20 protein-coding genes are annotated in these 26,591 nt (G+C 39.5%); 12 read left to right on the top strand and 8 right to left on the bottom strand.

Features of this window, described 5'->3' with window-relative positions; translation table 11 throughout:
• Nucleotides 1-341 precede the first annotated feature (341 nt).
• On the bottom strand, nucleotides 342-2,531 hold the full coding sequence (locus tag HMPREF0766_RS19370; RefSeq protein ID WP_003001208.1) for a glutamine synthetase III family protein: 2,190 nt from the start codon (nucleotides 2,529-2,531) through the stop codon (nucleotides 342-344).
• Between the two features lie 473 nt (nucleotides 2,532-3,004).
• Between HMPREF0766_RS19370 and HMPREF0766_RS19365 the strand changes: the two genes are divergently transcribed.
• Both HMPREF0766_RS19365 and HMPREF0766_RS19360 read left to right on the top strand, forming a co-directional pair.
• Complete coding sequence (locus HMPREF0766_RS19365; RefSeq protein WP_003001205.1) at nucleotides 3,005-3,772, top strand: DUF3050 domain-containing protein; 768 nt, start codon at nucleotides 3,005-3,007, stop codon at nucleotides 3,770-3,772.
• Nucleotides 3,772-4,518: a metallophosphoesterase family protein gene (locus HMPREF0766_RS19360; protein WP_003001202.1), complete on the top strand. Its 747-nt coding sequence runs from the start codon at nucleotides 3,772-3,774 to the stop codon at nucleotides 4,516-4,518. Before HMPREF0766_RS19365 ends, HMPREF0766_RS19360 begins: the two co-directional genes overlap by 1 nt.
• A 187-nt stretch (nucleotides 4,519-4,705) precedes the next feature.
• On the opposite strand, the gene HMPREF0766_RS19355 is transcribed toward HMPREF0766_RS19360, so the two are convergent.
• Nucleotides 4,706-7,495 carry a S9 family peptidase gene (locus HMPREF0766_RS19355; RefSeq protein ID WP_003001200.1) on the bottom strand — a complete coding sequence of 930 codons (2,790 nt, stop codon included), beginning with the start codon at nucleotides 7,493-7,495 and terminating at the stop codon, nucleotides 4,706-4,708.
• Between the two features lie 111 nt (nucleotides 7,496-7,606).
• On the opposite strand from HMPREF0766_RS19355, the gene HMPREF0766_RS19350 reads away from it, so the two are divergent.
• From HMPREF0766_RS19350 to HMPREF0766_RS19325, 6 genes are all read left to right on the top strand, one after another.
• A complete protein-coding gene (locus HMPREF0766_RS19350) occupies nucleotides 7,607-8,341 on the top strand; it encodes an SIMPL domain-containing protein (protein ID WP_003001196.1) in 735 nt (244 codons plus the stop codon).
• 49 nt (nucleotides 8,342-8,390) lie between these two features.
• Nucleotides 8,391-9,908 carry a bifunctional ADP-dependent NAD(P)H-hydrate dehydratase/NAD(P)H-hydrate epimerase gene (locus HMPREF0766_RS19345; RefSeq protein WP_037460937.1) on the top strand — a complete coding sequence of 506 codons (1,518 nt, stop codon included), beginning with the start codon at nucleotides 8,391-8,393 and terminating at the stop codon, nucleotides 9,906-9,908.
• Nucleotides 9,909-10,022: 114 nt separating this feature from the next.
• Nucleotides 10,023-10,832 carry a DUF2314 domain-containing protein gene (locus tag HMPREF0766_RS19340; RefSeq protein WP_003001191.1) on the top strand — a complete coding sequence of 270 codons (810 nt, stop codon included), beginning with the start codon at nucleotides 10,023-10,025 and terminating at the stop codon, nucleotides 10,830-10,832.
• A 13-nt stretch (nucleotides 10,833-10,845) separates the two neighbouring features.
• Nucleotides 10,846-11,616, top strand: coding sequence for an MBL fold metallo-hydrolase (locus HMPREF0766_RS19335; protein ID WP_003001189.1), 771 nt, complete (start codon nucleotides 10,846-10,848; stop codon nucleotides 11,614-11,616).
• Between the two features lie 35 nt (nucleotides 11,617-11,651).
• On the top strand, nucleotides 11,652-12,230 hold the full coding sequence (nudK, locus tag HMPREF0766_RS19330) for a GDP-mannose pyrophosphatase NudK (RefSeq protein ID WP_003001186.1): 579 nt from the start codon (nucleotides 11,652-11,654) through the stop codon (nucleotides 12,228-12,230).
• Nucleotides 12,231-12,461: 231 nt separating this feature from the next.
• On the top strand, nucleotides 12,462-13,814 hold the full coding sequence (locus tag HMPREF0766_RS19325) for a PDZ domain-containing protein (RefSeq protein ID WP_003001183.1): 1,353 nt from the start codon (nucleotides 12,462-12,464) through the stop codon (nucleotides 13,812-13,814).
• A 25-nt stretch (nucleotides 13,815-13,839) separates the two neighbouring features.
• On the opposite strand, the gene HMPREF0766_RS19320 is transcribed toward HMPREF0766_RS19325, so the two are convergent.
• The 5 genes from HMPREF0766_RS19320 to HMPREF0766_RS19300 all read right to left on the bottom strand — a co-directional run bounded on the left by HMPREF0766_RS19320 (nucleotide 13,840) and on the right by HMPREF0766_RS19300 (nucleotide 19,317).
• A complete protein-coding gene (locus HMPREF0766_RS19320; protein ID WP_003001180.1) occupies nucleotides 13,840-14,241 on the bottom strand; it encodes a hypothetical protein in 402 nt (133 codons plus the stop codon).
• 111 nt (nucleotides 14,242-14,352) lie between these two features.
• Entirely contained in the window at nucleotides 14,353-15,231 is an 879-nt protein-coding gene (dapA, locus tag HMPREF0766_RS19315) for a 4-hydroxy-tetrahydrodipicolinate synthase (protein WP_003001176.1), read from the bottom strand.
• Between the two features lie 47 nt (nucleotides 15,232-15,278).
• Nucleotides 15,279-17,300, bottom strand: coding sequence for an NAD-dependent DNA ligase LigA (gene ligA / locus HMPREF0766_RS19310; protein ID WP_003001173.1), 2,022 nt, complete (start codon nucleotides 17,298-17,300; stop codon nucleotides 15,279-15,281).
• A 122-nt stretch (nucleotides 17,301-17,422) separates the two neighbouring features.
• Nucleotides 17,423-18,454: a glycosyltransferase family 2 protein gene (locus HMPREF0766_RS19305; RefSeq protein WP_003001170.1), complete on the bottom strand. Its 1,032-nt coding sequence runs from the start codon at nucleotides 18,452-18,454 to the stop codon at nucleotides 17,423-17,425.
• Complete coding sequence (locus tag HMPREF0766_RS19300) at nucleotides 18,451-19,317, bottom strand: lysophospholipid acyltransferase family protein (RefSeq protein WP_003001167.1); 867 nt, start codon at nucleotides 19,315-19,317, stop codon at nucleotides 18,451-18,453. The genes HMPREF0766_RS19305 and HMPREF0766_RS19300 overlap by 4 nt, the downstream gene beginning before the upstream one ends.
• Before the next feature lie 83 nt (nucleotides 19,318-19,400).
• On the opposite strand from HMPREF0766_RS19300, the gene HMPREF0766_RS19295 reads away from it, so the two are divergent.
• The 3 genes from HMPREF0766_RS19295 (at nucleotide 19,401) to HMPREF0766_RS19285 (ending at nucleotide 22,431) form a co-directional block, all read left to right on the top strand.
• Nucleotides 19,401-20,012 (top strand): WbqC family protein, encoded by a 612-nt coding sequence (locus tag HMPREF0766_RS19295; protein ID WP_003001164.1) that lies wholly within the window; start codon nucleotides 19,401-19,403, stop codon nucleotides 20,010-20,012.
• 67 nt (nucleotides 20,013-20,079) lie between these two features.
• Nucleotides 20,080-20,763, top strand: coding sequence for a hypothetical protein (locus tag HMPREF0766_RS19290; RefSeq protein WP_236590463.1), 684 nt, complete (start codon nucleotides 20,080-20,082; stop codon nucleotides 20,761-20,763).
• A 9-nt stretch (nucleotides 20,764-20,772) separates the two neighbouring features.
• A complete protein-coding gene (locus HMPREF0766_RS19285) occupies nucleotides 20,773-22,431 on the top strand; it encodes an ABC1 kinase family protein (protein ID WP_003001159.1) in 1,659 nt (552 codons plus the stop codon).
• Between the two features lie 152 nt (nucleotides 22,432-22,583).
• Here the strand turns inward: HMPREF0766_RS19285 and lon are convergent, their stop codons facing one another.
• Nucleotides 22,584-25,049, bottom strand: a complete 2,466-nt coding sequence (gene lon, locus HMPREF0766_RS19280) for an endopeptidase La (RefSeq protein WP_003001156.1) — start codon at nucleotides 25,047-25,049, stop codon at nucleotides 22,584-22,586.
• A 374-nt stretch (nucleotides 25,050-25,423) separates the two neighbouring features.
• On the opposite strand from lon, the gene HMPREF0766_RS19275 reads away from it, so the two are divergent.
• Entirely contained in the window at nucleotides 25,424-26,098 is a 675-nt protein-coding gene (locus HMPREF0766_RS19275) for a tetratricopeptide repeat protein (RefSeq protein ID WP_003001153.1), read from the top strand.
• The last annotated feature ends 493 nt before the right edge of the window (nucleotides 26,099-26,591 follow it).

Here is a 26,591-nt window from a genome sequence, read left to right as displayed (position 1 = left end):
TAAGAAACTATCTGTATCGCATACTGTTGGCGGGGACGCCAACAGACGCATCAACTGCGTTTGCCGGTGTCCACACCGGCAGAACTATACAGGCACAAGCGGACGCTTGCGCCAGAGAAGTGACAACGGTTAAGCCTGGTTAATTCTCTCCTTTTTAAGGAGAGATGCCCGTAGGGCAGAGAGGTTTTAATACTATTCACTAGAGTTCATCAGAAAAAAATATGTGTACATATGCACCATACGCAAAAATCCCGGATTCTGAATGAATCCGGGATTTGTTCATTTAATGCGTATCAAGTATCTGATTTAGATTTTTGATACAGTTGTTACTTATTTTTTACTTATCTAATGAAAAGTAACTCTCTTAATTTCGGTAAAGGCCATTTACTATCATCTACGATTTGCTCCAGTTTGTTAACATGGTAACGAATCTGATCGAAATATGGTTTTACCAATTCGTCATAAGCAATAGAGCGCTCACGTACATCTTCCAGAGCATTTGCTTTTTTACGTTCCTGACGCATAGCTTCTGCTTCTTCAAGAATTGTGTTAGCATGTTTAGAGATACGTTCGATCAGGTTCAGCTGAGAACTGTATGCTTCTTTTGGAAGACCCAGATCTTTTAATCCTTTTACATTCGTGATCAGATCATTTTGGTAGGTGAATGCTGCAGGAGCGATCAGACTACTTACGATCTCACCGATAACACGCGCTTCGATCTGAAGTTTCTTGTAGAAGTTCTCCAACAAAATCTCGTGACGTGCTTCGCTTTCACGGTGGCTGTAGATACCCATTTTTTCGAAGAGATCAAGAGAACTTTCTTTCGTGTAGATATCCAATGCTTTAGGAGTAGACTTGATATTAGACAATCCTCTTGCTGCAGCTTCTTGTTCCCACTCATCACTGTAACCATTGCCTTCAAAACGGATAGCTTTTGATTCTTTGATGTATTTGCGGACAACATTTAGGATCGCAAGATCTTTTTTGGTTCCTTTTTTAATTTGTTTGTCTACTTCGATTTTAAATTCAGCCAGCTGATTTGCTACAATAGCATTCAATACTGTCATTGGCAATGCTGAGTTTGCAGATGAACCTACTGCACGGAATTCAAATTTATTACCCGTAAAGGCGAAAGGAGAAGTACGGTTACGATCTGTGTTATCCAATCTCAATTCAGGGATTTTTGGAATACCATGCCATAAGTTTGCTTCAGCTTTTACTTTTTTAGCTACACGTGCAGATTCAACTTCTTCCAGTAATTCATCCAGTTGAGAACCCAGGAAGATAGAAATGATCGCAGGTGGCGCTTCATTGGCACCCAGACGGTGATCATTGCTCGCACTTGCGATAGATGCACGTAACAAATCTGCATGCTCATGAACAGCTTTGATCGTATTCACGAAGAAAGTCAGGAACATCAGATTGTTTTTTGGAGTTTTGCCCGGAGACAATAAGTTGACACCTGTATTTGTGATCAGAGACCAGTTATTGTGTTTTCCTGATCCGTTAACACCGCTATAAGGTTTCTCATGTAGTAACACTTTGAAACTGTGGCGTAAAGCTACCTGATCCATTACATTTTGTAACAATTGATTGTGGTCGATAGCTAAGTTGATTTCTTCAAACATCGGCGCACACTCAAATTGCGAAGGAGCAACTTCATTGTGTCTTGTTTTTAAAGGAATACCCAGTTTCAAAGACTCATTTTCAAGATCTACCATAAACGCAAGTACACGCTCAGGGATAGCTCCGAAATAATGATCTTCTAACTGCTGACCTTTTGCTGAAATATGTCCGAATAATGTACGGCCTGTAAGCTGTAAGTCAGGTCTTGCATTGTATAAAGCAAGATCTACAAGGAAATATTCCTGCTCGATACCCAAAGATGGAGTAACTTTAGTGACAGCCTTATCAAAGTACTGAGCCACTTCTACAGCAGCTTTGTCAATAGAATTGATTGCTTTCAGTAGAGGTGCTTTATAATCTAAAGACTCACCGGTATAGGATACAAAAACAGTAGGGATACATAAGGTCTTGCCACCACCTGTTTCGAAAATAAATGCAGGCGAAGTCGGATCCCATGCTGTATAACCTCTGGCTTCAAAGGTATTACGAATACCTCCGTTAGGGAAGCTGGAAGCATCCGGCTCTTGTTGAACTAATGCGTCAGCAGTAAATTTTTCAATTGCACTACCATCACTGTCCGGCTCAAAGAAAGCATCGTGTTTTTCAGCTGTAGAGCCTGTTAATGGTTGAAACCAGTGCGTGTAGTGTGAAGCTCCATTGGCAATCGCCCAGGATTTCATTGCCTGAGAGATGTGTTCTGCCAAGTCACGGTCAATCGTTGTTCCCTCTTCAATGATCTCTACCAACTGCTTGTAAGAGTTTTTTGGTAGAAAATCTTTCATTTTAGAGATAGTAAAAACATTTTTACCATAAAGGGCTGTTGCTTTTTGCAATGCCAATGGTTGTGTAGAGGTCTTAGGTCTGCCACCTGCTGCTTCTACGGCCTGGAATCTTAAGTCTGACATTTAGAATTAGTGTTGAAATTTCTTTTTTTTAATTAAAAAATCATATTGATCTTCTAATAATGTTGTAAAAATATGGTGTTTTGGTAAAAATAAAAATATTTTTTTAAAATAATTTGAATTATTTCGTGATTTTATTGTGAATTTATAGTTTTTTATGTTCTTGTTTATGATTTTTATTGCCTTTAAGACTGTTCTTGTTGTATTTTGTTTGTAAAATTTAGGAATTTACAGTTTTTTGTTGATTTCTTGTTGTTTTGTTAATACTGCCTGTTGTGTAATAAAAAATTCTGATTTTGATGTAGTATAATGTAAAAGACAGACAAGAATGATCTGTTTTAGGAAAAAAACTGCTGTTTGTGTTTTTTGTGCTTTTATTTTTTGGTCATAGAGCTATTTGTTTTCATGATATTGATCAGACAGACCAAAAGATATTCTTTTGTACTTTTGATCCGATTTTTTAATATTATAAAAGGATGGATAGAATACAGGAAGTACAAGATTACATTCAGACAGAAAGAGATGTTTTACTAAAGCACCCCTTATATGAAAAGCTAAATGATCTGGAATCATTAAAGCATTTTACAGAAGTGCACGTATATGCTGTATGGGATTTTATGTCCTTATTGAAAGCGCTTCAGGTAAAATTGACCTGTACACAGGTTCCCTGGTTTGCTTCCGCATATCCCAATACCAGATATCTGATCAATGAGATCGTACTCGCTGAAGAGTCAGATGAATATATAGATGGTTCCCGTCTAAGCCATTTTGAAATGTATCTTGACGCTATGCTTACTATAGGTGCAGATCCGCAGGCTATGCTGGATTTTATTAACAGCCTCAGGAACGGGGAAAATATACATACAGCAATTGATGCAGTTAAGCTGGATATACGTATAAAGGATTTTCTGAATTTTACTTTCGATACAATAGCAAAAGGCGGAGCACATGAAATTGCATCGGCATTTACATTTGGCAGAGAAGATCTGATCCCGGGCATGTTTACGTCCATGCTTAGCAATATTCAGAACAATTCACCTGCAGTTGATCTCAGCAAACTGATTTATTACTTTGACAGGCATATATCTCTGGACGGTGATGAGCATGGACCTCTGGCTATGCAGATGATTGCAGAGCTGGCCGGAGAAGATGAAAACAAATGGCAGGATATCAAAAATACAGCTAAAACAGCGCTGCAAAAAAGAATTGCATTGTGGGATGCCATAAATGACGGACTTGCCTAATGATCAGATTAGCCATCATCAGTGATATACATGGAAATCTTCCTGCATTACAATGTGTATTGGAAGATATAAGACTGAGAGTTATTAATCAGATTTACTGTCTTGGCGATCTGATTGATTTCGCTCCCTGGGGAAATGAAGTAATCGATCAGATTAAAACTCTGGGTATTCCCTGTCTTCTGGGAAATCATGATGAACGAATTGCTTTTGATCAGGATATAAGACCTTTGCCTCATCACAGTGAAGAAGAGACTGCTGTAAGGTATTTAGCGATCAATCACTCTAAGGCAACAATTACTTCGGCTCATAAAGAATTTCTCGCTCAACTTCCTTATCAACTCAAAATGGTGTATAAAGTCGGATCTAAACAGTGGAATATTCAGCTGGTGCATGCCAGTACGAGGAGCAATGATGAATATGTATATGAAGATCATGAGGAGACAGATCTCATAGACATGCTGTCACAGTCTGATGCGGACCTGCTGGCAATGGGACATACGCATTTATCGTATCAGCGTAAGGTAACTCTTCCTTCAGGTAAGATTAGTACAGCTTTAAACTGTGGTTCGGTAGGGCGTTCAAAAGAGAACGATCGTAAAGCTACTTATGCCGTTATTACACTTACTGAAGAGGCTTTGGAAGCCGAAATCATAAAAGTGGACTATCCGATCGCAGAAGTGGCAAAGGCTATTGCAGAAAGCAGTATTCCTGATTTTTATACTGAGTTTTTACTGAAAGCAAGATAGAAGAATAAAGTATACATTCAATTAATAAGCGTCAGCCTTCGTGGGGAATGGTATAGCTGAATCCCGCCCGCTTACACAAGGAAAGATTCAGGACAGAAATTAAAATAGTATATAAAAAGCCCGGGATTCTTTAAGAATCCCGGGCTTTTTAATAAATCATCTTTTGTAGATTGACTTGACTGCATTATTAATTTGTGTCAAACCCCCAGTCAATTCCTTTATTTATTGCAGGGACACCTTTGGATATCCAGTTTGGAGCAGGTTTTCCTTTCAGAAAGTGATCAAAAAACTGTGCTTCACGTATCTGTATATCTTTACGGTTCTGACGTTGGATAAGATTGTGCTCTTCACCATTATAATTGAGCATCCATACTGGTTTTTGTAATCTTCTTAATGCGGTAAACATTTCAATTCCCTGATACCATGGCACAGCGCCGTCATTGTCATTTGCCATGATTACTACAGGAGTATTTACTTTATCCAACTGGAATAAAGGAGAGTTTTCCAGATAAGTATCCAATCCTTCCCAAAGCGTCTTTCCTAAGCGGCTTTGAGTTTTTTCATACTGAAACTGACGGGACATACCGGTCTGCCAGCGTATGCCACCGTAGGCCGATGTCATATTGACTACCGGTGCTCCGGTCCATGCTGCAGCATACATATTTGTTCGGGTAATCAGGTGAGCCACCTGATATCCGCCCCAGCTTTGTCCCTGTATCCCCATTTTGGTAGAATCTACCCATGAATTTTGAGCCAGATATCGCATACCGGAATTGATATATTCTTCGGCTGATTTGCCGGGGCTGCCGATTTCATAACGAATGTCAGGAGCAAATACCAGATAACCGTTACTTACAAAATAAGAAATATTCAGGCGGGACGGAGTAGGCGCTGGAGCCTGATAAGTGTAAAGACCATCGGATAGCTTTTCGTAGAAATAAGCGATGATCGGATACTTTTTGTTCGGATCAAAATCTTCCGGTTTATACAGTATACCTTCAGCAGCATATCCGTTTGGTGTTTTCCAGTGTACCAGTTCTGCAGTTCCCCAGTTGTATTGTTCCTGTTGAGGATTGATATCGGTCAGCGGTGTTTCTTTTACAAAATCCGATGTCAGATACAGATCCGGGCTGTGTTGGTAATTCTCTTTTGTGTAGATGATCGCCTTTTTGTTTTCCGAAGCACTGTATCTTCTGAAGGTGTAAGGCGCCATGATGATTTTTTCAGGATTTCTGTTTTTCTTACTGGAAACCTCATAAATCCCACTTTCTTTATTTACTTCATTGAAAGCTGTTACCAAATAACTGGTGTTATTCGCTATCAGTGTAGATTTACGATCTTCCTCACGGGAAAGGTCCAGATAACGTAATACCGTATTAGATGCGCGGCCAAGTCCGTTTGTTGCGATAGATTTGTCTTTTCCATCTAATGCAAAATTCCAGATGTCATACTTATCATTTATAAATACTGATTTTCCATCTGCAGACCATCCTGCGATTCCGTAAGAGCCAGCCTGTGCAGGCATATCATTGTCTTCATCAGAAAAGTTGACAGGAAGATCTTTATTTAGATGTATGGTCTGCCCGCTGGCAATATTAAAACTGTACCAGTTGCTGTTGTCCAGATTGAAATAGACAATATGTGTACCGTCAGGGGAAATATCGGCATGACCGGAAAAGTTTTCAATTACTTTTTTCTTTTGACCGTTTAAGGTAGATATAACGTACAAATCCTGTTTTATTGACGTATTCCATTGGTAGGCTATTCTTCTGCCATAATCAGAAGTAGCCAGAATCCATTCTGCATTTTTGCTGTCACTCAGATAAGTTCTGGAAAACGTATCATCGATCAGTGGTAAAATACGGTTGCCCTGTGCAGGATAGATGACGGCCAGATAGTTTTTAGCCAGATCTCTTTTCAGGTTAACCAATTGCTGCGTTTGCAGATAATCATCCTGCCAGCTCCAGATATCAACTTTAGCATGTTCAAAGTCTACCAGAGTCGTATCGCGTGTACGGGGAACAGGAGCAAGGCCGAAAAATAATTTTTCACCGTTGTCGCTAAACTGAATATTTCCGTCTCCACTTATATACCAGTTCTGAGGTATATTCGTGCTGTTTTTGGCAGCGATTACAGTCGCCGAATCCTGACCGGATTTGAAATAGAACAGATTAAAATCCTTTAACAGCGATTTTGCTTTCGAAAGATCTCCAAGATAGGCGATCTGATTGCCGGATTTATCAAACTCAAAATTTTTGAAAGCTCCTTTTCTGTTTGTAATCTTAGTTAATTTCTTAGCCGGAAGATCGTAAAGATATACACCCGGAACTTTTGAAAGGGAATCCTTATCCTCTACTTTAGTTGAAAAAATCAATTTTGTTCCCGCCTCATTTATTTTATACTGATCCACCTGTGCAAAATTGGTGGTATCGCCCGTTTGCAGATTAAATAAATGCAATGTGGTAATTGTTTTTTCCTTTTCTTTTTTCTTTTGAGTAGTGTCTTGTGCAGGTTTTGATTTTATATCAGAGACAAATGCCAGATGTGTTGCTATTTCCTTCGGAACCTGATAAGATTTTACATTTGGAAATTTATATTGATTTCCGGTTTTTACAGCATATACAAAAAGTGAATCTTTGGGCATTTCCTCCGCTTTCTTCTTTTTGATCTTGGCCTGGCGTGTTTCCTCAAAAGTTGGCTTGATCAGTGATACAAAATAGCCTTCATCTTTAGTGAGCTGACTGTTATAACCTCTGGAAAGTGTAAGGATTTCCTTATTCTCATTATTCTTGAGAACAGATAAACTATTGCCTTCCTGCGGTGTTATACTGTAGAATATATACGATCCGGAAGGGCTGATATTTGCAGAGCTGATACTTTTCCAGTTGTCATAGACCGTATGGTCGACTGGTTTTTTCTGCGCAAACGCACTGGAAGTAAGAGCTAGTGCTGTGAAAAGACAAAATCTGACTTTCATTTTCAGGTAGTGTTAAAATTTTGTAATAAATGCCAATAATAGTTAATAAATGCTATATTTAGGGTAGTTTATTTGCAACAATGTAGTTAAATTATAATTATTTGATACGTTATGAAGTCTAATGCTGTAGTTATTGCGGTTATCGCAGGTCTTTCCTTTATTATTTTTGGAGCCGTACTCGGAGGAGCCTATCGTTATAAATTTAAAAGTTCCAATACGATTAATGTCACAGGAAATGCAAAGAAAGACTTTGAGTCTGATCTGGTAAAATGGACGGCAGTGTACAGTCGGAAGTCTATGGAGCTTAGTGAAGCCTCCGAACAACTTAAAAGAGACAGGGATCTTGTACGGGACTTTCTTATTAAACAAGGAATCAAATCAAATGAGATCCGGTTTAATGCCGTCAGTATTACTAAAGATTTCAACTACACCAATGACGGTAACGGAAATAGTTACAGCACTTTTTCAGGATACAGTCTTTCGCAGAATGTAAGCATTGAATCCCGGGATCTGGATAAGGTAGATGCTGCTTCCCGAGAGATTTCAACATTGATCTCTCAGGGTCTGGAGCTTAGTTCCAATACACCGAGTTACTACTACTCCAAGCTGGAAGATCTTAAACTGGAGTTAATTTCTCAGGCTTCCAGTAATGCACATCTGCGTGCCGGTAATATTGCTAAAGAAGCCGGTTCAAGTTTGGGTGATTTAGTAAAAGCAGACCTTGGGATCTTTCAGATCACCGGACAAAATGATAACGAAGAGTACTCTTACGGAGGCGCTTTCAATACAACTTCCAGAAGTAAAACAGCAAATATCACTGTCAAAACCAGCTATTTGACAAATTAAATAACGATAGATCAGCATAAACCGGCTGATGTATTCAAAGGTTGTTAAAATGAAAATACTGAATGCGATCCAGTTAAAGGAAGTCGACCAGTTGACAATTGCTGCGCAGCATATTTCTTCATTGGAACTGATGGAAAGAGCTTCTTTTGCGCTTACGCAGGCAATAGAACGGGACCTTAAAGATGTTTCCGGTTATTCTTTTGCAGTGCTGTGTGGCTCCGGAAATAACGGAGGAGACGGACTTGCCGTTGCCCGCATGCTGCAGGACAAAGGAGCTGCAGTGCAGGTGTATCTTCTGAAGGCCTCCCGTTACAGCGATGATAACCTTCAGAATCAGAAAAAAGTTCATCCCGATTTTATTAAATCCTTCGAAGCAGGGCAACCTCCTGAAATTAGTAAAGATGCCATTATTCTGGATTGTCTTTTTGGTGCCGGCTTGTCCAGACCCCTTGATGAGAGCTACCGTGCGTTGATTGAAAGTATTAATAATCATCCTAATTATATCCTGTCGGCAGATCTTCCTTCGGGCTTGCAGGCAGATGTAATCAATGCCGCTGATGCAATTGTAGTAAAGGCAACCAAGATATATACATTTCATAGTCCTAAGCTGGCTATGCTACTTCCTCAGCATCAGGAATGGGTAGATAAATATGAAGTGATCGACATCGGGCTGGATCCGCAAGCGATCCGGCAACAACATGTGGATCATTATTATGTAACTGAACAATGGGCATCTGCAAAGTTGAAAGCCCGCAATCGATTTGCACATAAGGGCAGTTTCGGACATGCTTTATTGATTGGTGGAAGCTACGGTAAGATAGGAGCGGTCAGGCTGAGTGCTACTGCTGCTGCCAGATCCGGTTGTGGTCTTGTTACTGTGTATATACCCGGTTGCGGATATACGCCTTTTCAGGCTTCCGTTCCGGAAATAATGGTGCTGACCGATTCAAATAATAATCATATCGCCAATTATCCTGCTATCAAGCCTTATACTGCTATAGGGGTAGGTATAGGAATGGGACAGGAGGGACCTACAGGGACTGCTTTTGTAAAACTGATGCGATCTCTCACTTCAGATACCCGACTTGTACTTGATGCAGATGCATTGAACCTGTTGGCTACACGACAGGATTTGATGGCAAATCTTCCTCCAAATACGATTCTTACTCCGCATCCAAAAGAATTGAAAAGACTGATCGGAGAATGGACGGATGATATGGAAAAGATAGAAAAGGTTCAAAATTTTACTTCCCTGCATCAGGTCATTATCATTGTCAAGGGGGCTAACACGATGACCGTATTGCCGAATGGCGGGCTGTATTTTAATTCCACCGGTAATGCAGGTATGGCAACCGGGGGCAGTGGGGATGTATTGACCGGAATTATCACTTCTCTACTGGCACAGGGATATGCGGCAGAGGATGCGGCTATACTGGCTGTATTTCTCCATGGAGCAGCAGGTGATGCTGCACGAAAGGAATGGGGAGAAGAAAGTCTCATTGCATCCGATCTTATTACCAGCCTGGGTAAAGCATTTCAACACCTGAGATCGTCCCGTATATTTTAAGTAACCGAAGAATATTCGTATCCTTTACAACGTTGATGTATATCATGTGTAAATTACATCTGCTCTGTAGTTAGGGATCCGAAGTAATATAAATAACAGACAAAAACAGTAATAATGGCAAGTAACGAAATATTTTTTGCGCCGGGAGATAGTCCGAAGATGATGGATGCTTTTAAAAATGCACAGCAGACATTTAAATACTTTTGGCGGGAATGGTCCTGGGAAAACAGAAGAATTATCCCTGCGTTGACTGTGGCTTGTGTAAAGGTCGCTTTTTCACAGCGGCAGGCAGATCAGGAAGATCCACTGGTGGAGCATATGTGGATCAATGAAGTCGATTTTGACGGAATTAATATAAGAGGAGTCTTGGTCAATAGTCCGAATGCATTGACAAATATTGCAAATGGCGATTTCGTGGAAATTCCTTTAGAACAGATCAGTGACTGGTTATTTGCTATCCCGGAAAGCAAACCAAAAGGTCTTTCCAGGCTTTTTTCAGGAAATCCTTTACCCAGGGCATATGGTGGATTCACAATACAGGCTATGCGTTCCGATATGTCTGCCCAGGAGCGAAAAGAACATGACAAAGCCTGGGGACTGGAATTTGGCGATTACAACGAAACATTAATTGTTAGTCAGCAAAAGGAATATCCTGAAAACCTGGAAGAGCATCCGATGAGTAAGAATATGCGAGAAAAACTCATCGAATTTATAAAAGATAATCCGGATGAACTTACCCATGCAGACGAAGAAGGATATACACTGTTGCACAGGGAAACCATTGCCGGAAATAAGACTTCTGTGGAAGTGCTTTTAGCGGCAGGAATGGATAAAGATGCTAAAACAAACCAGGGATATACGGCCCTTGATTTTGCCGCAAAACTGGATTGGCAGCATATTATTCCATTATTTGAAACTAAGTAGTCTCGCTATCCTCATGATAAAAATACACCATATTAACTGCCTGAAGATCGTAACAGCAGTGAATGACAATGTGATAGGACATTGTGTATTGATCGAATCGGATCATGAACTATTTCTTATAGACACTGGTGTTGGCCTTTTGGATACGAGGCATCCCAATGAAAGAATAGGAGAGCAGTTGATAGAAATGGCAGGATTCCGCTTTAATGAAGACTGGACTGCAGTAAGGCAAATTAGTGCATTAGGATTGGAGAATAAACCTGTCAAACATTGCATTATTTCCCATCTGGATCCGGATCATATAGGAGGACTTGCTGATTTTCCTGATGCTACAGTACATATTGGAAAAGAAGAATATGATAATTTTAATAGTGGAAATCCACGTTATCTGACGCATATGCTGGATCATCATCCTGTGATACAAACATATGCAGAAACTACGGATAAATGGTTTGGACTGGAAGCCAGAAAAGTTAATATTAATCCGGGGATTGATATATACCTTATTCCTCTATTCGGGCATACACGGGGACATTGTGGAGTGGCATTCCGACAGGATGATAAATGGTTCTTTTATATAGGCGATGCCTACTATATGAAAATAGAGCTGACAGATAAGGGGCATCCTGTCAATGATATGGCGAAGGCCAGAGCGGATAATAATGAATGGAGGTTGAATACACTGCATAAAATACGTGAATTTATAAATCATCATCCTGATGTAGAGGTTTTTGGTTATCACGATATTGAAGAATTCAACTCACTGCTGAAGGAGATAAAATAAAAATGAGATACTAATAATAACTAAGCATAGGTTTTATGATTGATAAAGTAAAGATTGTGGATACACAGATCCTTTCAGACAACTGGTATTTACTGCGTAAAATCACCTATGAATACGTCAAGAAAGACGGGACAAAACAGATACAAAGCAGGGAAGCATACGACCGCGGCAACGGAGCTACTATCTTACTCTATAATGAGCAGCAAAAAACAGTAATTCTGACCCGGCAATTCAGACTACCTACCTATGTCAATGGCAACAGCAGCGGCATGCTTATAGAAACCTGTGCAGGGTTATTGGATCAGGATAACCCGGAAGATTGTATAAGACGGGAAACGGAAGAAGAGACGGGTTATCAAATTAAAGATGTCCGCAAAGTATTTGAAGCATACATGTCTCCGGGCTCGGTAACTGAGATTTTATATTTTTTTATTGCTGCATATGATAAAGATATGAAAGTCACAGATGGGGGAGGACTGGAACAGGAGGAAGAGAATATAGAAGTGCTGGAATATCCTATTGAGGATGCTATGAATATGATAACAAATGGCGAAATCAAAGATGGTAAAACAATTATGTTGCTCCAATATATAAAATTACAGGGTATTTTATAGCCATATCGACTATTCAGATACATCTACAGCCGGTGAAAACACCGGCTGTAGATGTTTAGCGGCAATTGCAGCAGATGTTTTTTTATGCTGCAGCCGGAAACAGGCGCTGCTGTTTCCGAAAAAAATAATATGTTTTGGAATATCTCATTGCAAAACTTTTACTAATAATATTTTTCTCGTAATTTGTATCACATTACCATTGTGAAACAATGACCAATATGTATTCCTAATATGAGATACCTTATCATCATATTATTTTTATGCAATGTATTTCCAATACATGCTCAAGGGCATTTTGAATTTATTAAGGATGAAGATAAAGCCGTCATCCCTTTTCAATTCGTAAGAAATCTGGCTCTTGTTCCTATTAAGATTAATGGGGTTGATCTGATATTTCTGGTAGATACCGGTGTTAAGGAAACAATCTTGTTTAGTCTGGAAGACAATACGTTGAGTTTTAAGAATACTAAAAAGCTTAAGTTTAACGGATTGGGTGAAAATGAAGGGATAGAAGCTATTCAGGCCACAGGTAATACAGTAGAGGTGGGCGGAGAACTCATCGATACGGCACACACAGTGTATGTTATATTGAATAGTGATTTTAATTTTTCGGCTTATGTCGGCGTGCCTATAAACGGTATTCTGGGAAGTCATTTTTTTAAAGATCATCCTGTAGAAGTAGATTTTGTCAAGCATAAGCTTACGGTTTACAGGGACAGTGAGCAGATTGAACGAAAAGTCAGAAAATATGAACGTCTGGATATAGAGCTGGAAAACAGCAGACCTTATATCGATACCTGGTTATCGTTACAGCAGGAGGGAATAAAGGCCAAAATGCTGGTCGATATGGGTAACAGTGATGCTATTATGGTATTTCCTTCACGGGTACCGGGTTTCCGACTGAATGAGCCGAATATAGAAGAATTTATTGGGCGGGGATTTAGTGGAGATATACATGGCAGGATGAGTCGTATCCATCAGTTTCAGATGGGGAAATTTAACTTCAGGACTCCTACATCCTCATTCCCGGACAGTATTGCTGTTCGTTCTGCCAAACTCGTAAAAGATAGGGTAGGTTCGGTGGGAAATGAGTTGCTGATGCGCTTTAATATTATATTTGATTATACAAGTCAGGCTATTTATATCCGCAAGAATAAATTTTACAACAAACCTTTTCTGGTAGATATGAGTGGTTTAGATGTCAAGCATGATGGCATGATATGGGTGCAGGACTGGGTAAAGGTAAATATTCCGTCGGAAGTGACAAATGATCAGTTGACCAGTACCAAGCCTGTGTATGAAGCATCTACCGGAGCTTTACAGTATAAATTTGTGCTGAAGCCTTCTTATTCTGTTGTCAGTGTCAGAAAAGGTTCTCCTGCAGAACATGCAGGCCTGAAGAAAGGAGATATGCTCATCAGTATTAACAGAAGAATGACGGGAATGATGTCTCTGGATCAGATACAACATTCTCTGAGTGAAGATGAAGGAAAAAAAATTAACATGGTCATCCGAAGAAATGATCAGGATGTTAAGGTTTCTTTCCGGCTTAAAGATCCGATTCCTTATGTGGAACCATCGTAGTTTACAGACTTCCGGACAATCTTCTCTATCTCATATTGATAACTTTGTCCACAATATATACGGTGTTTCCTCTCCAGGGAATTACACCATGAAATTCCTTATAATGAAGGTCGAAATATTTACCGCTATTCATTTCCAGTACATGAAATACAGAATCATCTTCGATTGAAAATTCAAACTCATAGCTTGCCAGTCCTCCCGTTTTGCCTTGTCCGATTCCCTCCTGTATCAGTTTGCCTTCATAAGTTTTGAAGATATTTCCCTTTTTGACTGCAAAATTCAATTTTCCGGATTTGACACCTTCTCCAAAGACAAAGTAATACTTGTAGTAAACAGATCCGGCTCCTACAGCAATTAAAATGAGAAGGAGAATAATTAAAAACTTTTTAAATCCGCTTTTTTTTCTTGGTGCTGTATTTTCTTCCATATCCTTAGTTATTATTAACTGCTGAATGACAACTAAAAGTAAAGAGAATAATTGATAATTAACACATGGGTATAAAATAAAAAGAGGTGAATTGTTATCACCTCTTTCTGATTATCCTAATGTTTTCATTTCCTGTTCGATCGCCTGTTGAGTCCTGACACTTACGGGTACAAGCGGTAATCGTACATGATCCCTGCCGATACCTTTCTGCTGTAATATGTATTTGACACCCGCCGGATTGCCTTCTATAAAGCATAGGTCCGTAATTTCCAGCAATTCATTATGAATTTGTCGTGCATCAGCATAATTCCCCTCCGCGCAAAGTCTGGATAAGGTAGCTACTTTTGCAGGATACGCATTTCCGACTACGGAAATGATACCTACAGCTCCCAATGCCATCATGGGCAGTGTAGCCGGATCATCTCCCGAAATCAGGAGAAATCCTTCAGGTTTATCCCTCATAATGGCACTGAATTGCGCAAAATTCGCTGACGCCTCTTTGATCGCTACGATATTGTCAAAATCCTTTGCCAGGCGAATAGTTGTCTCAGCTGTCATATTGCTGCCTGTTCGTCCCGGAACATTATATAAGATAACCGGGAGTTTTGAAGCGGTAGCTATTGCCTTGTAATGCTGGTAGATACCCTCTTGCGTAGGTTTGTTGTAATATGGAGAAACAGAAAGAATCGCACAGTAAGCACTGTGATCAAATTCCTGTACCTGAGTGACAATTTCTGCAGTATGATTTCCACCAATTCCGGCAACCAATGGAACGCGGCCGTTCACCTGTTTGGCAGTAAAATCCCAGATACGCTTTCGTTCTTCTTTAGAAAGTGTAGCGACTTCGCCTGTAGTTCCTAAAGAAACCAAATAGTTCATACCTTCATTGATCTGAAGCTCGATCAGTTGTGCCAGGGCTTCAAAATCAATAGATCCTTCTGCATTAAACGGAGTGACTAATGCGACTCCTGCTCCGTGAAGCTCGTTCATTGTGTTGTTTTTGATTAATGGATATTGTTAATTATAATATTTCTTGTTTAGTTGTTTATCAAAACCAGCAGTTCCTGTTCGTTGATAATAGGAACCTGTAATTTTTCTGCTTTTGCGAGTTTGGATGGTCCCATTTTGTCTCCTGCAACCAGATAATTGAGTTTGGCAGAAATACTGCTTACCATCTTACCTCCGTGACTCTCGATAAGTGCTGTTAATTCTTCTCTTGAAAAATCAGCAAATACACCGGAGATCAGAAAAGTCTTTCCTTCCAGACCGTTTCCGGCAAGTACTACTTCTTTCTCTTCAATTTCAAACTGCAGTCCGTAATCTTTTAATTTTTGTATCTGCTGCTGATGTATCGGTGTATTCAGATACTGATGCACACTTTCGGCAATACGACCGCCGATATCCTGTACGGAGGCGATTTCTTCTACAGAAGCTTGCGCCAATGCATCGATATTCTTAAAATATAAAGCCAGTTTTTTTGCAATAGTCTCTCCTACATGACGTATACCCAATGCAAAAAGTACTTTTTCAAATGGCTTTTCTTTGGATTTCTCGATGCCCCTGAGCATATTGTCAATAGATTTTTGCCCGAACCGTTCCAGTTTTTGCAAATCTTCTTCATGCTCTTTAAGACTATAGATATCGACGACGTTACGGATTAATCCTTTTTTGAAAAAAGTCTCAATGGTCTCATTTCCCATCCCTTCGATATCCATCATTTTACGTCCGATAAAATGCTGCATCTTACCGATAATCTGTGGAGGACATCCGTCTTCATTTGGACAGTAATGTACAGCTTCTCCTTCTTCACGAACGAGTAAGGTCTGGCATTCCGGACAGTGTGTAGGATAATGAAACGGTATTGCATCCGGTTTGCGTTTTTCCAGATTGGCGGCAATGACTTTAGGGATGATTTCGCCACCTTTTTCTACGTAAACTGTATCCTGTTCGTGCAGGTCCAGACGCGCTATTTCATTTGCATTGTGAAGAGAAGCACGCTTTACGGTAGTTCCTGCCAGTGACACAGGTTGCAGATTGGCAACAGGTGTGACTGCTCCTGTACGGCCTACCTGATAGCTGATAGACTTTAAAATAGTCTCTACCCGTTCTGCTTTAAATTTATAAGATGTAGCCCAACGCGGATTTTTGGCTGTAAAGCCTAATTCTTCCTGTTGCGCATAATCATTAACCTTAATAACTATACCATCAATTTCATAACTCAGATTATGCCTTTCTGTATCCCAGTAATTGATAAAAGAAAATACATCATCTATATTACTGCACAATCTGGTGTGGTCACAGACATGAAATCCCCATTTGCGGACCGCTTCAAGACTTTCCCAGTGTGTGCTGAAATGTTTTCTTCGGTTGTCCATATACAGGAAATACAGAAAACAATCCAAAGGTCTTCTGGCTACTTCAGCGGAATCCTGTAGTTTGATTGTACCTGCAGCAAAATTACGGGGATTGGCATAGATCTGATCACCGTTTTCTTCCCGTTCTTTATTCAGTCTCAGGAAGGCAGATTTATGCATGAATATTTCGCCACGGATCTCAAATTCTTCCGGATAATCCTTGGTTTTGAGCGTGAGCGGAATGCTGCGGATTGTTCTCACATTGGCAGTCACTTCATCGCCCTGAGTTCCGTCTCCTCTGGTTACCCCTTGTACGAGTTTACCGTCTTTGTAGGTCAGACTAATGGAAAGACCGTCAAATTTTAATTCACATACATACTCAAAATCGTCACCGATAATTTTGCGTATCCGTTGATCGAAGTCCCGCAACTCGTCCTGGCTGTAAGTATTGCCCAGAGAAAGCATTGGCCAACGGTGTTTGACGGTATTAAATCTGGATGTAATGTCTCCTCCTACACGACGGGTAGGGGAGTTTGGGTCTGCAAACTGCGGATATTGCGATTCAAGAGCTTCTAACTCTTTGAGCTTCTGATCAAAATCATAATCAGAAATAAGACTCTGGGCCAGGACATAATACTGATAGTTATAATGATTAAGTTCCTGAGTGAGTTGTGCTATTTTTTCTTGAATTTCAACTGCCGACATAGTCAGCGAAATTACGAAAAATATCCCCTCCAAAGCAAGTAAAGTGCATTTTTAATGTTAAAATGCACAAATGGCAGACTGTGCTTATTTGTGCGTTTTTTTAATCATCAACGTAAAGCAGGTTATTTGAAATTTTCAACAGGAAGATCCGAGAATTTCCGACGTTTATTCATGAAATATTCCCATATAACACAGCCTTTGTATTTTCCTTTTTTGTTTTCAAAACGAATCTGTTCCTTACGTTTTTCTGCTGTTTTGAAAATATTCAGGAAAAAATATTGATGTGCACGACTTATCGCCCAGGCATCTTTGAATTTTTTTTCAGTCAGAAACTTGAAGATTGCCGCCAGATCCAACCACAAACGTGCGAAAATAACCCATACTGCTGTCCAGAAAGGAAGATTTTTCTGTAACATCAGCAGATTGTTTCTGAAATTCAGATACGTCTTTTTTGGATTGCTGGTATTGAGCGTTCCGCCGCCTACATGGTACACAACTGACTGAGGACAATAACCGATTTTATAGTCCATTTTTTTTAGTCTCCAGCAGAGATCGATCTCTTCCATATGGGCAAAGAAATCCGTATCAAAACCCTCAGCTTCTCTCCATGCTTCAGATTTAATAAAGAAAGCGGCTCCTGAGGCCCAGAAGACCTCTTTCACGTCATTATATTGCCCGTGATCTTCTTCCAGATGATCCATAATGCGACCTCTGCAGAAAGGATAGCCAAAGGCATCAATAAAACCACCGGCACCACCGGCATGTTCAAATTTCTGCTTATCGTGATAGGCTAATATCTTGGGTTGAGCCGCAACCATGTCCGGATCTGCTTCCAGCATATCAATGACAGGAGCAATCCAGTTTTCAGTCACTTCAACATCTGAATTGAGCAATACATAATAATCGGCTTCAACCTTTTGGAGGACTTTGTTGTAACCTCCGGCAAAACCATAATTTGTATCGTTTTGTATAATCGTAATATGCGGATAATAATTCTGAACAAACTCTATAGAATTGTCCGTAGAGTTATTATCTCCAATTACAAATTCAATATTAGGATAAGCGCTATTGTATACTGAAGGCAGGAATTTTTCAAGAAAAAATACTCCGTTCCAGTTCAGGATAACAACCGCTACTCTGGGATAATTTTTCATTTTCTACGTTTACGTTTCCAACGTCTGTGTGACCACAGCCAGTATTCAGGTTTTTCTTTGATAATGTCCTCTGTAAACTTGTTGTGCAAATGGGTGATTTCATGCTCAGCATACAGCGATACATCTTCCACTAATGTAGTAAATTTACAGTAATAATAACCTCTTTTTTCTTTACGTCCGATATGACAATATACAACAGGATCATGTGTCATACGGGCGATCCGTTCTGTACCTGTATACACCAGCGTTTCCTGATTTAGAAATTCCAGAAAATAATCTGAATCCTGATAAACCGGAGTCTGGTCTGCGACAAACATGCTGATATGAGGTTGTTTTTTTAACCGTATGATAGCTCTCAAAATTTGCTTCATAGGAATCATCTGTGCCCCAAAACGGCTTCTGATATTGTTGTATAATGTATTAAATGAAATATTATTAAGCGGTTTGTATATGATCAGAACAGGATTTGGAGTCATCAGACTTAACCGGTGAATACCTAATTCCCAATTTGCATAATGAGCTGTAACACCGATAACTGCCTTACCTGCATTGAAATGTCTGTACACTTCGTCAGCATCTATTAGTTCCATCCTCTTTAGCACTTCCTTTTTGGAAATTGTTGCCATTTTGACAGCTTCAACTACCAGATCAGGAAAGAAACGGTAAAATCTTTTGGCGATCATTATCCTTTCTTTTTCTGTTTTTTCGGGAAATGAATTCTTCAGATTTTCCAGTACTACCTTTTTGCGGTATTTGATCCCGTAAAAAAGCAGATAATAGAAAAGATCGGATAGCGCATAAAGCACCCAAAAGGGTAAGATAGAAAGACAGAAAAGTATACCTGACAACAATTTGATTTTCATGCTATATCTCTTGAAATGCTATTTTGTTACAAATATCCTTAATTTAAGTTACTTTTGCCTTATAATAAAGAGCTAATTTCATTATGTCAAATCATATCTTATTGCCGGCATGCTATCTGCCTCCTGTTTCCTATTTTCATGTAATCAAACAACATGACTTGCCTTTGCTTCTGGAGAAAAAAGAACATTATCCAAAGCAGACGTACAGAAACAGAACGAGTATCATGACTTCAAACGGTAAACTGGATTTGACGGTCCCGATCATGCATAAACGTAAAGATCATGTTGCTATGGGGGATATCCGGATTAATTATGATCACAACTGGCAAAGATTACACTGGCTGAGCCTGCAGACTGCCTACAGAAGTTCAGCTTATTTCGAGTATTATGAGGATGATTTTGCGCATTTCTATAAACAGGAATATGAATTTCTGTATGAATTGAATAAAGAACAACTTTTGTTGATGCTGAAGTTACTGAAACTAAACAGAACAGTAACAGATACGGAGATCTATGTCAAAGAAGATGAAAATGCAATTGATCTTCGTTCTCTGATGCATCCTAAGAAACCTTTGTTACAGGAACCGGCCATTCCGTATTACCAGGTTTTTGAAAATAACAACGGCTTTATGCCCAATCTGAGTATTATTGATTTGCTCTTCAACCAGGGACCTCAGGCAAAAAACTTTTTGTAGCAAATATTGCTTCGGTTCACAAACCTTTGGAGAGGTTAAGTGTTTTTTTGAAAACAAGTATATGTTAATGAAAACAAGTTTAGCTTTTCTCCTTCTTCTGTTTTGTGTTCAGGGAGCCGTCAGGGCGCAGTCTGGTGTAGACACATTACATTATCGTAAAGTTTATTATTTCGGAGGTACAGGGCTTGCATTTCCTATGGGAAAGACCAAGGATGTTCTTACGCCTAAGTTTTCAGGAAGTATGGGGCTTGATATTTCTCTGAAAGACAGTCGATTCTATGTAATGCCGGTGCTTTACACGCTTTCATTCGGTTATAAGCAACAATTGCTGGATAATTCGAGTCCCTATCGTATCAATAACGGAGACGCTACATTTTACAACCTGAGTCTTTCAGGTGGTATGAGAAAACAACATAAACGACTCAATACCTACGGTTATATTGGTCCCGGTTTCGGTATTTTCCTTGAACCGAGGGCTATTGTCAATGATGCCACATCGGTCGTGGAGATCGAAAAGAAATCGAAATTTAATTTTTCTTCAAAACTTGGTTTAGGTGCCGATTATAAGTTTAAAGGGTTTTTCGTAGGTCTGGAAGTGGGGTATGTACACAGTTTTACCAAGATTCAGAATACGCCAATTAATGCCATGACCGTGATGGTAGGACTTAAATCCGATATTACCCGACTGGGGGATAAGGTGGTATCTGTATTGGGAGTGGATGGAAGTATAAGTGGAAAGCAAGAAAAGTAGAGGCAACATATGATATATGAAATATCGAAAATAAAAAGGGTAGGACGTATAGCGAAAATATTGTCACAGTATGGATTTGGCGAACTGATCTCCCGCTCTAATATAGATACTTTTGTGCCGGACAGTCTGTTACATCTCAACAGTGATACAGAAAAGCTTTTCGAAAAAGATTTTAATGTACGTGTCAGACTGGCCATAGAAGAACTTGGCCCTACATTTATTAAACTGGGTCAGTTGCTGAGCAACAGAGAAGATATTATCCCAAAAGATCTGCGTGATGAACTGGTTAAGTTACAGGATAATGTTCCTCCTGAAGAAATGGATGTCAGGCAGAAACTTCGTGAGCATTTTGATATTGTACCGGAAGATCATTTTGAATATATTGACGAAAAGCCCCTTGCAGCAGCATCTATTGGTCAGGTGTATAAAGTTCGACTCAAGTCCGGTAAAGAGGCTGTCCTTAAAATAAAAAGAAGCAATATCAGGGAAGTTATTACTGCGGATCTGGCTTTTATCAAAGACCTGACAAAATTTCTGGAAAGTAAGTATGAGGTCATTTATAAGATGAACCTTTATCAGATTATTTTGTCATTTGAAAATTCGCTTATGCGCGAATTGTCTTTTGTAAATGAGCTGAATAATATGGAACGTTTCCGTAAGAATTTCAAAGACAATATACAGATTTACGTGCCAAAGGTATACCGGGCATATTCGGATGATGAAATGCTTTGTATGGAGTTTATTGACGGGGTCAAGATCAACGATGTTGAGGGACTGAAAGCATTAGGTTTAGCCCCGAAATCTATTGTTCAGCAAGGACTTGACCTGTATCTGGAACAGGTGCTGGTACATGGGTTTTTCCATGCTGATCCGCATCCAGGAAATGTATTTGTCAATAAGAAAGGTCAAATAGTTTTTATAGATTTCGGGGCTATGGGGATGATGATTCCTATGGACAGAAAGCTGATCGAAGCTATGGTTATCAATTTTCTCATGAAAGATGCGAGAGATCTGATCCGTAACATCAAAAAATTAGCTGTCGTACAACATATTGAAGATGAGCGAAGGCTTGAGCGCGACGCTTATGAGATCTTCGATATTCTGGATCAAAATTCATTAGCCAACATTGAGATTTCAGTATTGTTGCGTATGGTAAATAATACCTTGCAGCATAATCATATTCTGATGCCTGACTTTATTTATATTCTGATACGCGGTATTGTATTATTGGAAGGAATAGGCAGGCAACTGGATGCAGATCTCAATATTCCAAAAAGTATTTCACCGTTTGCGGACAGAATAGCGAAGCAAAAGATATCTCCAGGGTATCTCAGAGAACAGACGATAGAGAAAGCGAAGTTTTTAAAGGGATTATGGAGCGATATTCCTGAAGATGCCTTAGCATTGCTTGATAAGGTTAAGAATGATAAAATACTTCTTAATCACCGACTCCGGGATTTTGACAGTTTTCAGCTAATTCTGCACCGGATGGGTAATAAACTCATGTTGTCTATATTAGCTATGACGTTTGGTATAGGATCAAGTATTCTGGCACACGGTAGAGTAGGGTATTTGCTGTGGGATGTGCCTCTGCTTTCCTGGTTAGGATTTCTGATGAGTTTCTTATTGACTGTGGCTTTGCTGTTGCAATTATTCCGGTCAAAATAAATAATTGAAAATATTTTTAACAGGACACAATAAATAAATTTCTCAGACGTTTATAATAGCGAAATATAAAATTTCATAATTTAGGTTAATAATTGGTTTGGAAACCCCTGAAGCTCCCCGCTTCAGGGGTTCCATTATTTTATACCTTTGTGTTAACTTTCTTTACTGTTGAAATCCAGAACTTTAGCATTTTTTACTTTCTTGTCCAGTAACGCTAATTTAATGACTTCAGACATCTCGGTAACATAATGAAATGTCAGGTCTTTGATATAGTCCTCTTTAATCTCTATAATGTCTTTCTGATTGGATTTACAGAGAATGATTTCTTTGATGTTTGCCCGCTTGGCTGCCAATATCTTCTCTTTGATACCGCCTACAGGAAGTACTTTGCCTCTTAGCGTGATCTCACCTGTCATAGCCAGTTTGGCTTTGACCTGTCTTTGTGTGAATAATGAGGTCAGTGCGGTCAGCATTGTCACACCAGCCGAAGGGCCGTCTTTCGGAGTAGCACCTGCCGGCACATGTATATTTACATCCCACTGATCAAATACCTTATAATTGATCCCAAACTCTTCCGCATGAGATCTGAGATATGCCATCGCTATACTGGCAGATTCTTTCATGACTTCTCCCAGATTACCGGTCAGGCTTAGCTTACCTTTTCCCGGACTCAGGCTAGATTCTATAAACAGAATATCCCCACCTACGGAAGTCCATGCAAGACCTGTGACTACACCTGCCACATCGTTGTTTTCATACATATCCTTGTCGAAAATAGGTGCTCCCAGTATTTGCTCAATATCAGCTTCAGATACATTCGGATCATACTCCTTTTGCATTACGATACGGGTAGCGATACCGCGCACTACAGAACCTATTTTCTTTTCCAGACCGCGGACACCCGATTCACGTGTATAATCCTCTATGATCTTTTCAACCACTTTTGGACGCATCGCTACATCTTTGGTCTGCAGACCGTGCATTTCGCGCTGTTTCGGAAGGAGGTGTTTTTTCGCTATTTCTATCTTTTCTTCTATTGTATATCCGTTGACTTCGATGATTTCCATACGGTCCAGTAAGGCCGGCTGTACACCATTTAATGAGTTTGCCGTAGCAATAAACATTACCTTCGATAAGTCGTATTCCATTTCCACATAATGATCGTAGAAAGCCGTGTTTTGTTCCGGATCAAGTACTTCCAGTAAAGCAGAGGAAGGATCTCCTTTGAAGTCAGCTCCTATTTTGTCAATCTCATCCAGTACAAATACCGGGTTAGAGGTTCCGGCTTTCTTAAGGGATTGTACAATGCGACCCGGCATGGCGCCAATGTAAGTCTTACGATGTCCTCTTATCTCTGCCTCATCACGTACACCACCCAGCGCCATACGGGTATATTTACGACCCAAAGCACGCGCAATTGATTTACCTAAGGAAGTTTTGCCCACTCCCGGAGGGCCTACCAGACACAGAATCGGAGCTTTCATATCATTTTTAAGCTTCAGCACGGCAAGATATTCAACGATACGCTGCTTTACTTTTTCCAGGCCGTAGTGATCTTTGTCCAGTACTTTCTGTGCACGTGCAAGATCAAAATTGTCTTTTGTAAATTCTCCCCATGGCAGATCCAACAGCAGTTCCAGGTAATTCAGCTGAACGGAGTAATCTGCTGCAGCAGGATTGATGCGGGCCAATTTTTCAATTTCTTTATTGAAATGTTTGGCGACATCATCTTTCCATTTCTTGGACTTGGCGCGTTTTTTCAGTTCTTCCAGTTCAAGATCCGGAGTGCTGCCACCCAATTCCTCCTGAATGGTTTTGATCTGCTGATTAAGAAAATAATCACGCTGTTGTTTGTCCAGATCTATACGTACTTTATTCTGAATCTGATTCTTTAATTCAAGCAACTGGATTTCGGTTGTAAGATATTCCAGCAATTGCTTTGCACGCTTCCCGAAGTCTTTCATTTCCAGTAATTCCTGTTTACTTTCTACTTCCAGACTCATGTTGGAAGCAATGAAATTGACAAGGAAAGTCGGACTTTCGATATTTTTTATAGCAATACCTGCTTCACTTGGCAGATTCGGAGACAATTGAATAATTTGCAGCGCCAGTTCTTTAATCGAAGAAATCAGCGCCTTGAATTCTTTGTTAACCTTTGGTTTTTCTTCCTTGAATCGCTCTACTTTTGCTTTCAGATACGGCTCTGACTGAATAACTTCTGTGAGTTTGAAACGTTGTTTGCCCTGAATAATGACTGTTGTATTGCCATCAGGCATCTGCAGTACTTTGATGATATTGGCTACCGTTCCGATTTTGTTGAGTTGTTCGACATTCGGATCTTCAATAGTCATATCCTTTTGGGAAACGACACCTATTGTTTTGTCGCCTTTGTAAGCATCCTTTACCAACTTGATGGATTTGTCCCTACCCACAGTGATAGGGATCACAACACCGGGAAATAAGACGGTATTGCGAAGAGGTAAGATCGCTAATACTTCCGGTATGTCAGCATTGCTCATCTCATCTTCATCCTGTTGGGATAGTAAAGGGAAAAATTCAGTGTCTTCGTTTATAATGGGGATGGCTTGATTGAAATCAAAGGGCTCAAATTTGCTCATATATTATTATTAATGTCTCGGACAGACTGTCAGACTTTGTTGTTTTAAAATTTAAAAAAAAATACTATTTGGTATATGCAAGCACAGTGCCAAGATAAAAACTGGTATTATTTATGCTATACTAACATCAAAAGGCTGAAAAAAAGACAGTCCCCGGTTCTGATTTGTCAGAAACATTTTTAAGACTGTAAATATACGAATTGAAGTTTTTAGCAGTTTATTATATAGTGAAATACATGCAGATAATTATAGAAATGTGGAAATGTGAATAACTTCTGATTGCGGTATTAAACTATTTGGATCAACTTTACTCTATTCTAGGGAATTGGTGTTCAAACGACATCGAAACAACATTAAAAACGAAATATTTAGATATGAAACTTAATTTCTTAAACATCACTTTGAAAAATGCCAAAATGGGTTTGGCGACTCTAGCATTAGCTTTCTTCGCTCTTAGCGCTTCTGCTCAGCAAAAAGAACAAGAACACAGTAATCCTAATGTGAGGTTGGGTCAAAAAGCACTGTTGGATGGTGATTTCAAAAGTGCAGCAACACATTTGGAAAAAGCTCTTCCTAAAGAAGGCAGTGATCCGAACGTACTGTACATGTTGGGTTACTCACAATTCCATAATGGTGATTTCAAAAAAGCATCAGATACATTTGGTAAAGTAGTGGCTTTGGATGCTAAGAATGGAACAGCTTATTATTATAAAGCTAAAGCGTCAAATAACCTTGCTGTACAGACAGAGTCAAAACTTTCGAGCGCAAGCCGTGAGCAATTGTTGAAAACGGCAATTGATGACTTTTCTAAAGCAATCGCTATTAATTCGAGTGATGCTAAATTATACCAGAACAGAGCAATTGCTTACCGTGATTTAGGTATTTTAGTAGGTACTTCAGGTGCGGCTAATTATAATAAAACTGCTGCAACAGATGCTTACAATAAAGCAATCTCAGATTACCAAAAGTTGTTGTCATTTGATTCGTCAAGAAAAGACATTCAACGTGAAGTGAAAAAAGCTACAGTTTACAGAGACAATCTGAAGTAAGCTAAAAGTATAAAATAAAACGGGTTGGAAATCAAAATTTCCAACCCGTTTTATTTTATAGCTGATTTTTTTTTTTGCTGAATGTATAACCACGAGATAGCAATAATTCTGGTGCGAGTGTCCGTTTGTGCCTTTATCGGGAATAAATAATATAAATGAATGGAATTAACCTCTCTGCCCTGTGGGCATCTCTCCTTGAAAAGGGGAGAAAAAGGAGATGTATTTGATAGTGAGTTGCGCATATTTTAAAGCATTTTCAAAGTTGATGAGTTTGGATCAACCTGCGTATGTTGACGTCTTCCTCTGGCGCAAGCGTCCGCTTGTGCCTTTATTGGGTAAATCATATAATTGGAATGGAATTAACCTCTCTGCCCTGCGGGCATCTCTCCTTGGAAAGGAGAGAAAAAGGCGCTGAGTCTGATAGTGCATTGAACATATTGTAAAAACACTTGCGAGGTTAATAAGATTGCTTCAACCTGCGTATGTTGGCGTC

It is taken from the genome of Sphingobacterium spiritivorum ATCC 33861, assembly GCF_000143765.1.
Lineage (GTDB): Bacteria > Bacteroidota > Bacteroidia > Sphingobacteriales > Sphingobacteriaceae > Sphingobacterium > Sphingobacterium spiritivorum.
The sequence above is the reverse complement of the archived record's forward strand: the minus strand, read 5'-3'. Positions and strand labels throughout refer to the sequence as shown.

Bases quoted from the DNA above. Each gene is read 5' to 3' on its own strand.
- HMPREF0766_RS19275 (WP_003001153.1), top strand. From the start codon at position 25,424: ATGAAACTTAATTTCTTAAACATCACTTTGAAAAATGCCAAAATGGGT.
- HMPREF0766_RS19305 (WP_003001170.1), bottom strand. From the start codon at position 18,454: ATGAAAAATTATCCCAGAGTAGCGGTTGTTATCCTGAACTGGAACGGA.
- HMPREF0766_RS19345 (WP_037460937.1), top strand. From the start codon at position 8,391: ATGAAAATACTGAATGCGATCCAGTTAAAGGAAGTCGACCAGTTGACA.
- HMPREF0766_RS19370 (WP_003001208.1), bottom strand. From the start codon at position 2,531: ATGTCAGACTTAAGATTCCAGGCCGTAGAAGCAGCAGGTGGCAGACCT.
- HMPREF0766_RS19335 (WP_003001189.1), top strand. From the start codon at position 10,846: ATGATAAAAATACACCATATTAACTGCCTGAAGATCGTAACAGCAGTG.
- dapA (WP_003001176.1), bottom strand. From the start codon at position 15,231: ATGAACGAGCTTCACGGAGCAGGAGTCGCATTAGTCACTCCGTTTAAT.
- ligA (WP_003001173.1), bottom strand. From the start codon at position 17,300: ATGTCGGCAGTTGAAATTCAAGAAAAAATAGCACAACTCACTCAGGAA.
- HMPREF0766_RS19295 (WP_003001164.1), top strand. From the start codon at position 19,401: ATGTCAAATCATATCTTATTGCCGGCATGCTATCTGCCTCCTGTTTCC.
- HMPREF0766_RS19300 (WP_003001167.1), bottom strand. From the start codon at position 19,317: ATGAAAATCAAATTGTTGTCAGGTATACTTTTCTGTCTTTCTATCTTA.
- HMPREF0766_RS19325 (WP_003001183.1), top strand. From the start codon at position 12,462: ATGAGATACCTTATCATCATATTATTTTTATGCAATGTATTTCCAATA.
- HMPREF0766_RS19350 (WP_003001196.1), top strand. From the start codon at position 7,607: ATGAAGTCTAATGCTGTAGTTATTGCGGTTATCGCAGGTCTTTCCTTT.
- HMPREF0766_RS19360 (WP_003001202.1), top strand. From the start codon at position 3,772: ATGATCAGATTAGCCATCATCAGTGATATACATGGAAATCTTCCTGCA.
- HMPREF0766_RS19355 (WP_003001200.1), bottom strand. From the start codon at position 7,495: ATGAAAGTCAGATTTTGTCTTTTCACAGCACTAGCTCTTACTTCCAGT.
- HMPREF0766_RS19320 (WP_003001180.1), bottom strand. From the start codon at position 14,241: ATGGAAGAAAATACAGCACCAAGAAAAAAAAGCGGATTTAAAAAGTTT.
- HMPREF0766_RS19285 (WP_003001159.1), top strand. From the start codon at position 20,773: ATGATATATGAAATATCGAAAATAAAAAGGGTAGGACGTATAGCGAAA.
- HMPREF0766_RS19290 (WP_236590463.1), top strand. From the start codon at position 20,080: ATGAAAACAAGTTTAGCTTTTCTCCTTCTTCTGTTTTGTGTTCAGGGA.
- HMPREF0766_RS19340 (WP_003001191.1), top strand. From the start codon at position 10,023: ATGGCAAGTAACGAAATATTTTTTGCGCCGGGAGATAGTCCGAAGATG.
- lon (WP_003001156.1), bottom strand. From the start codon at position 25,049: ATGAGCAAATTTGAGCCCTTTGATTTCAATCAAGCCATCCCCATTATA.
- HMPREF0766_RS19365 (WP_003001205.1), top strand. From the start codon at position 3,005: ATGGATAGAATACAGGAAGTACAAGATTACATTCAGACAGAAAGAGAT.
- nudK (WP_003001186.1), top strand. From the start codon at position 11,652: ATGATTGATAAAGTAAAGATTGTGGATACACAGATCCTTTCAGACAAC.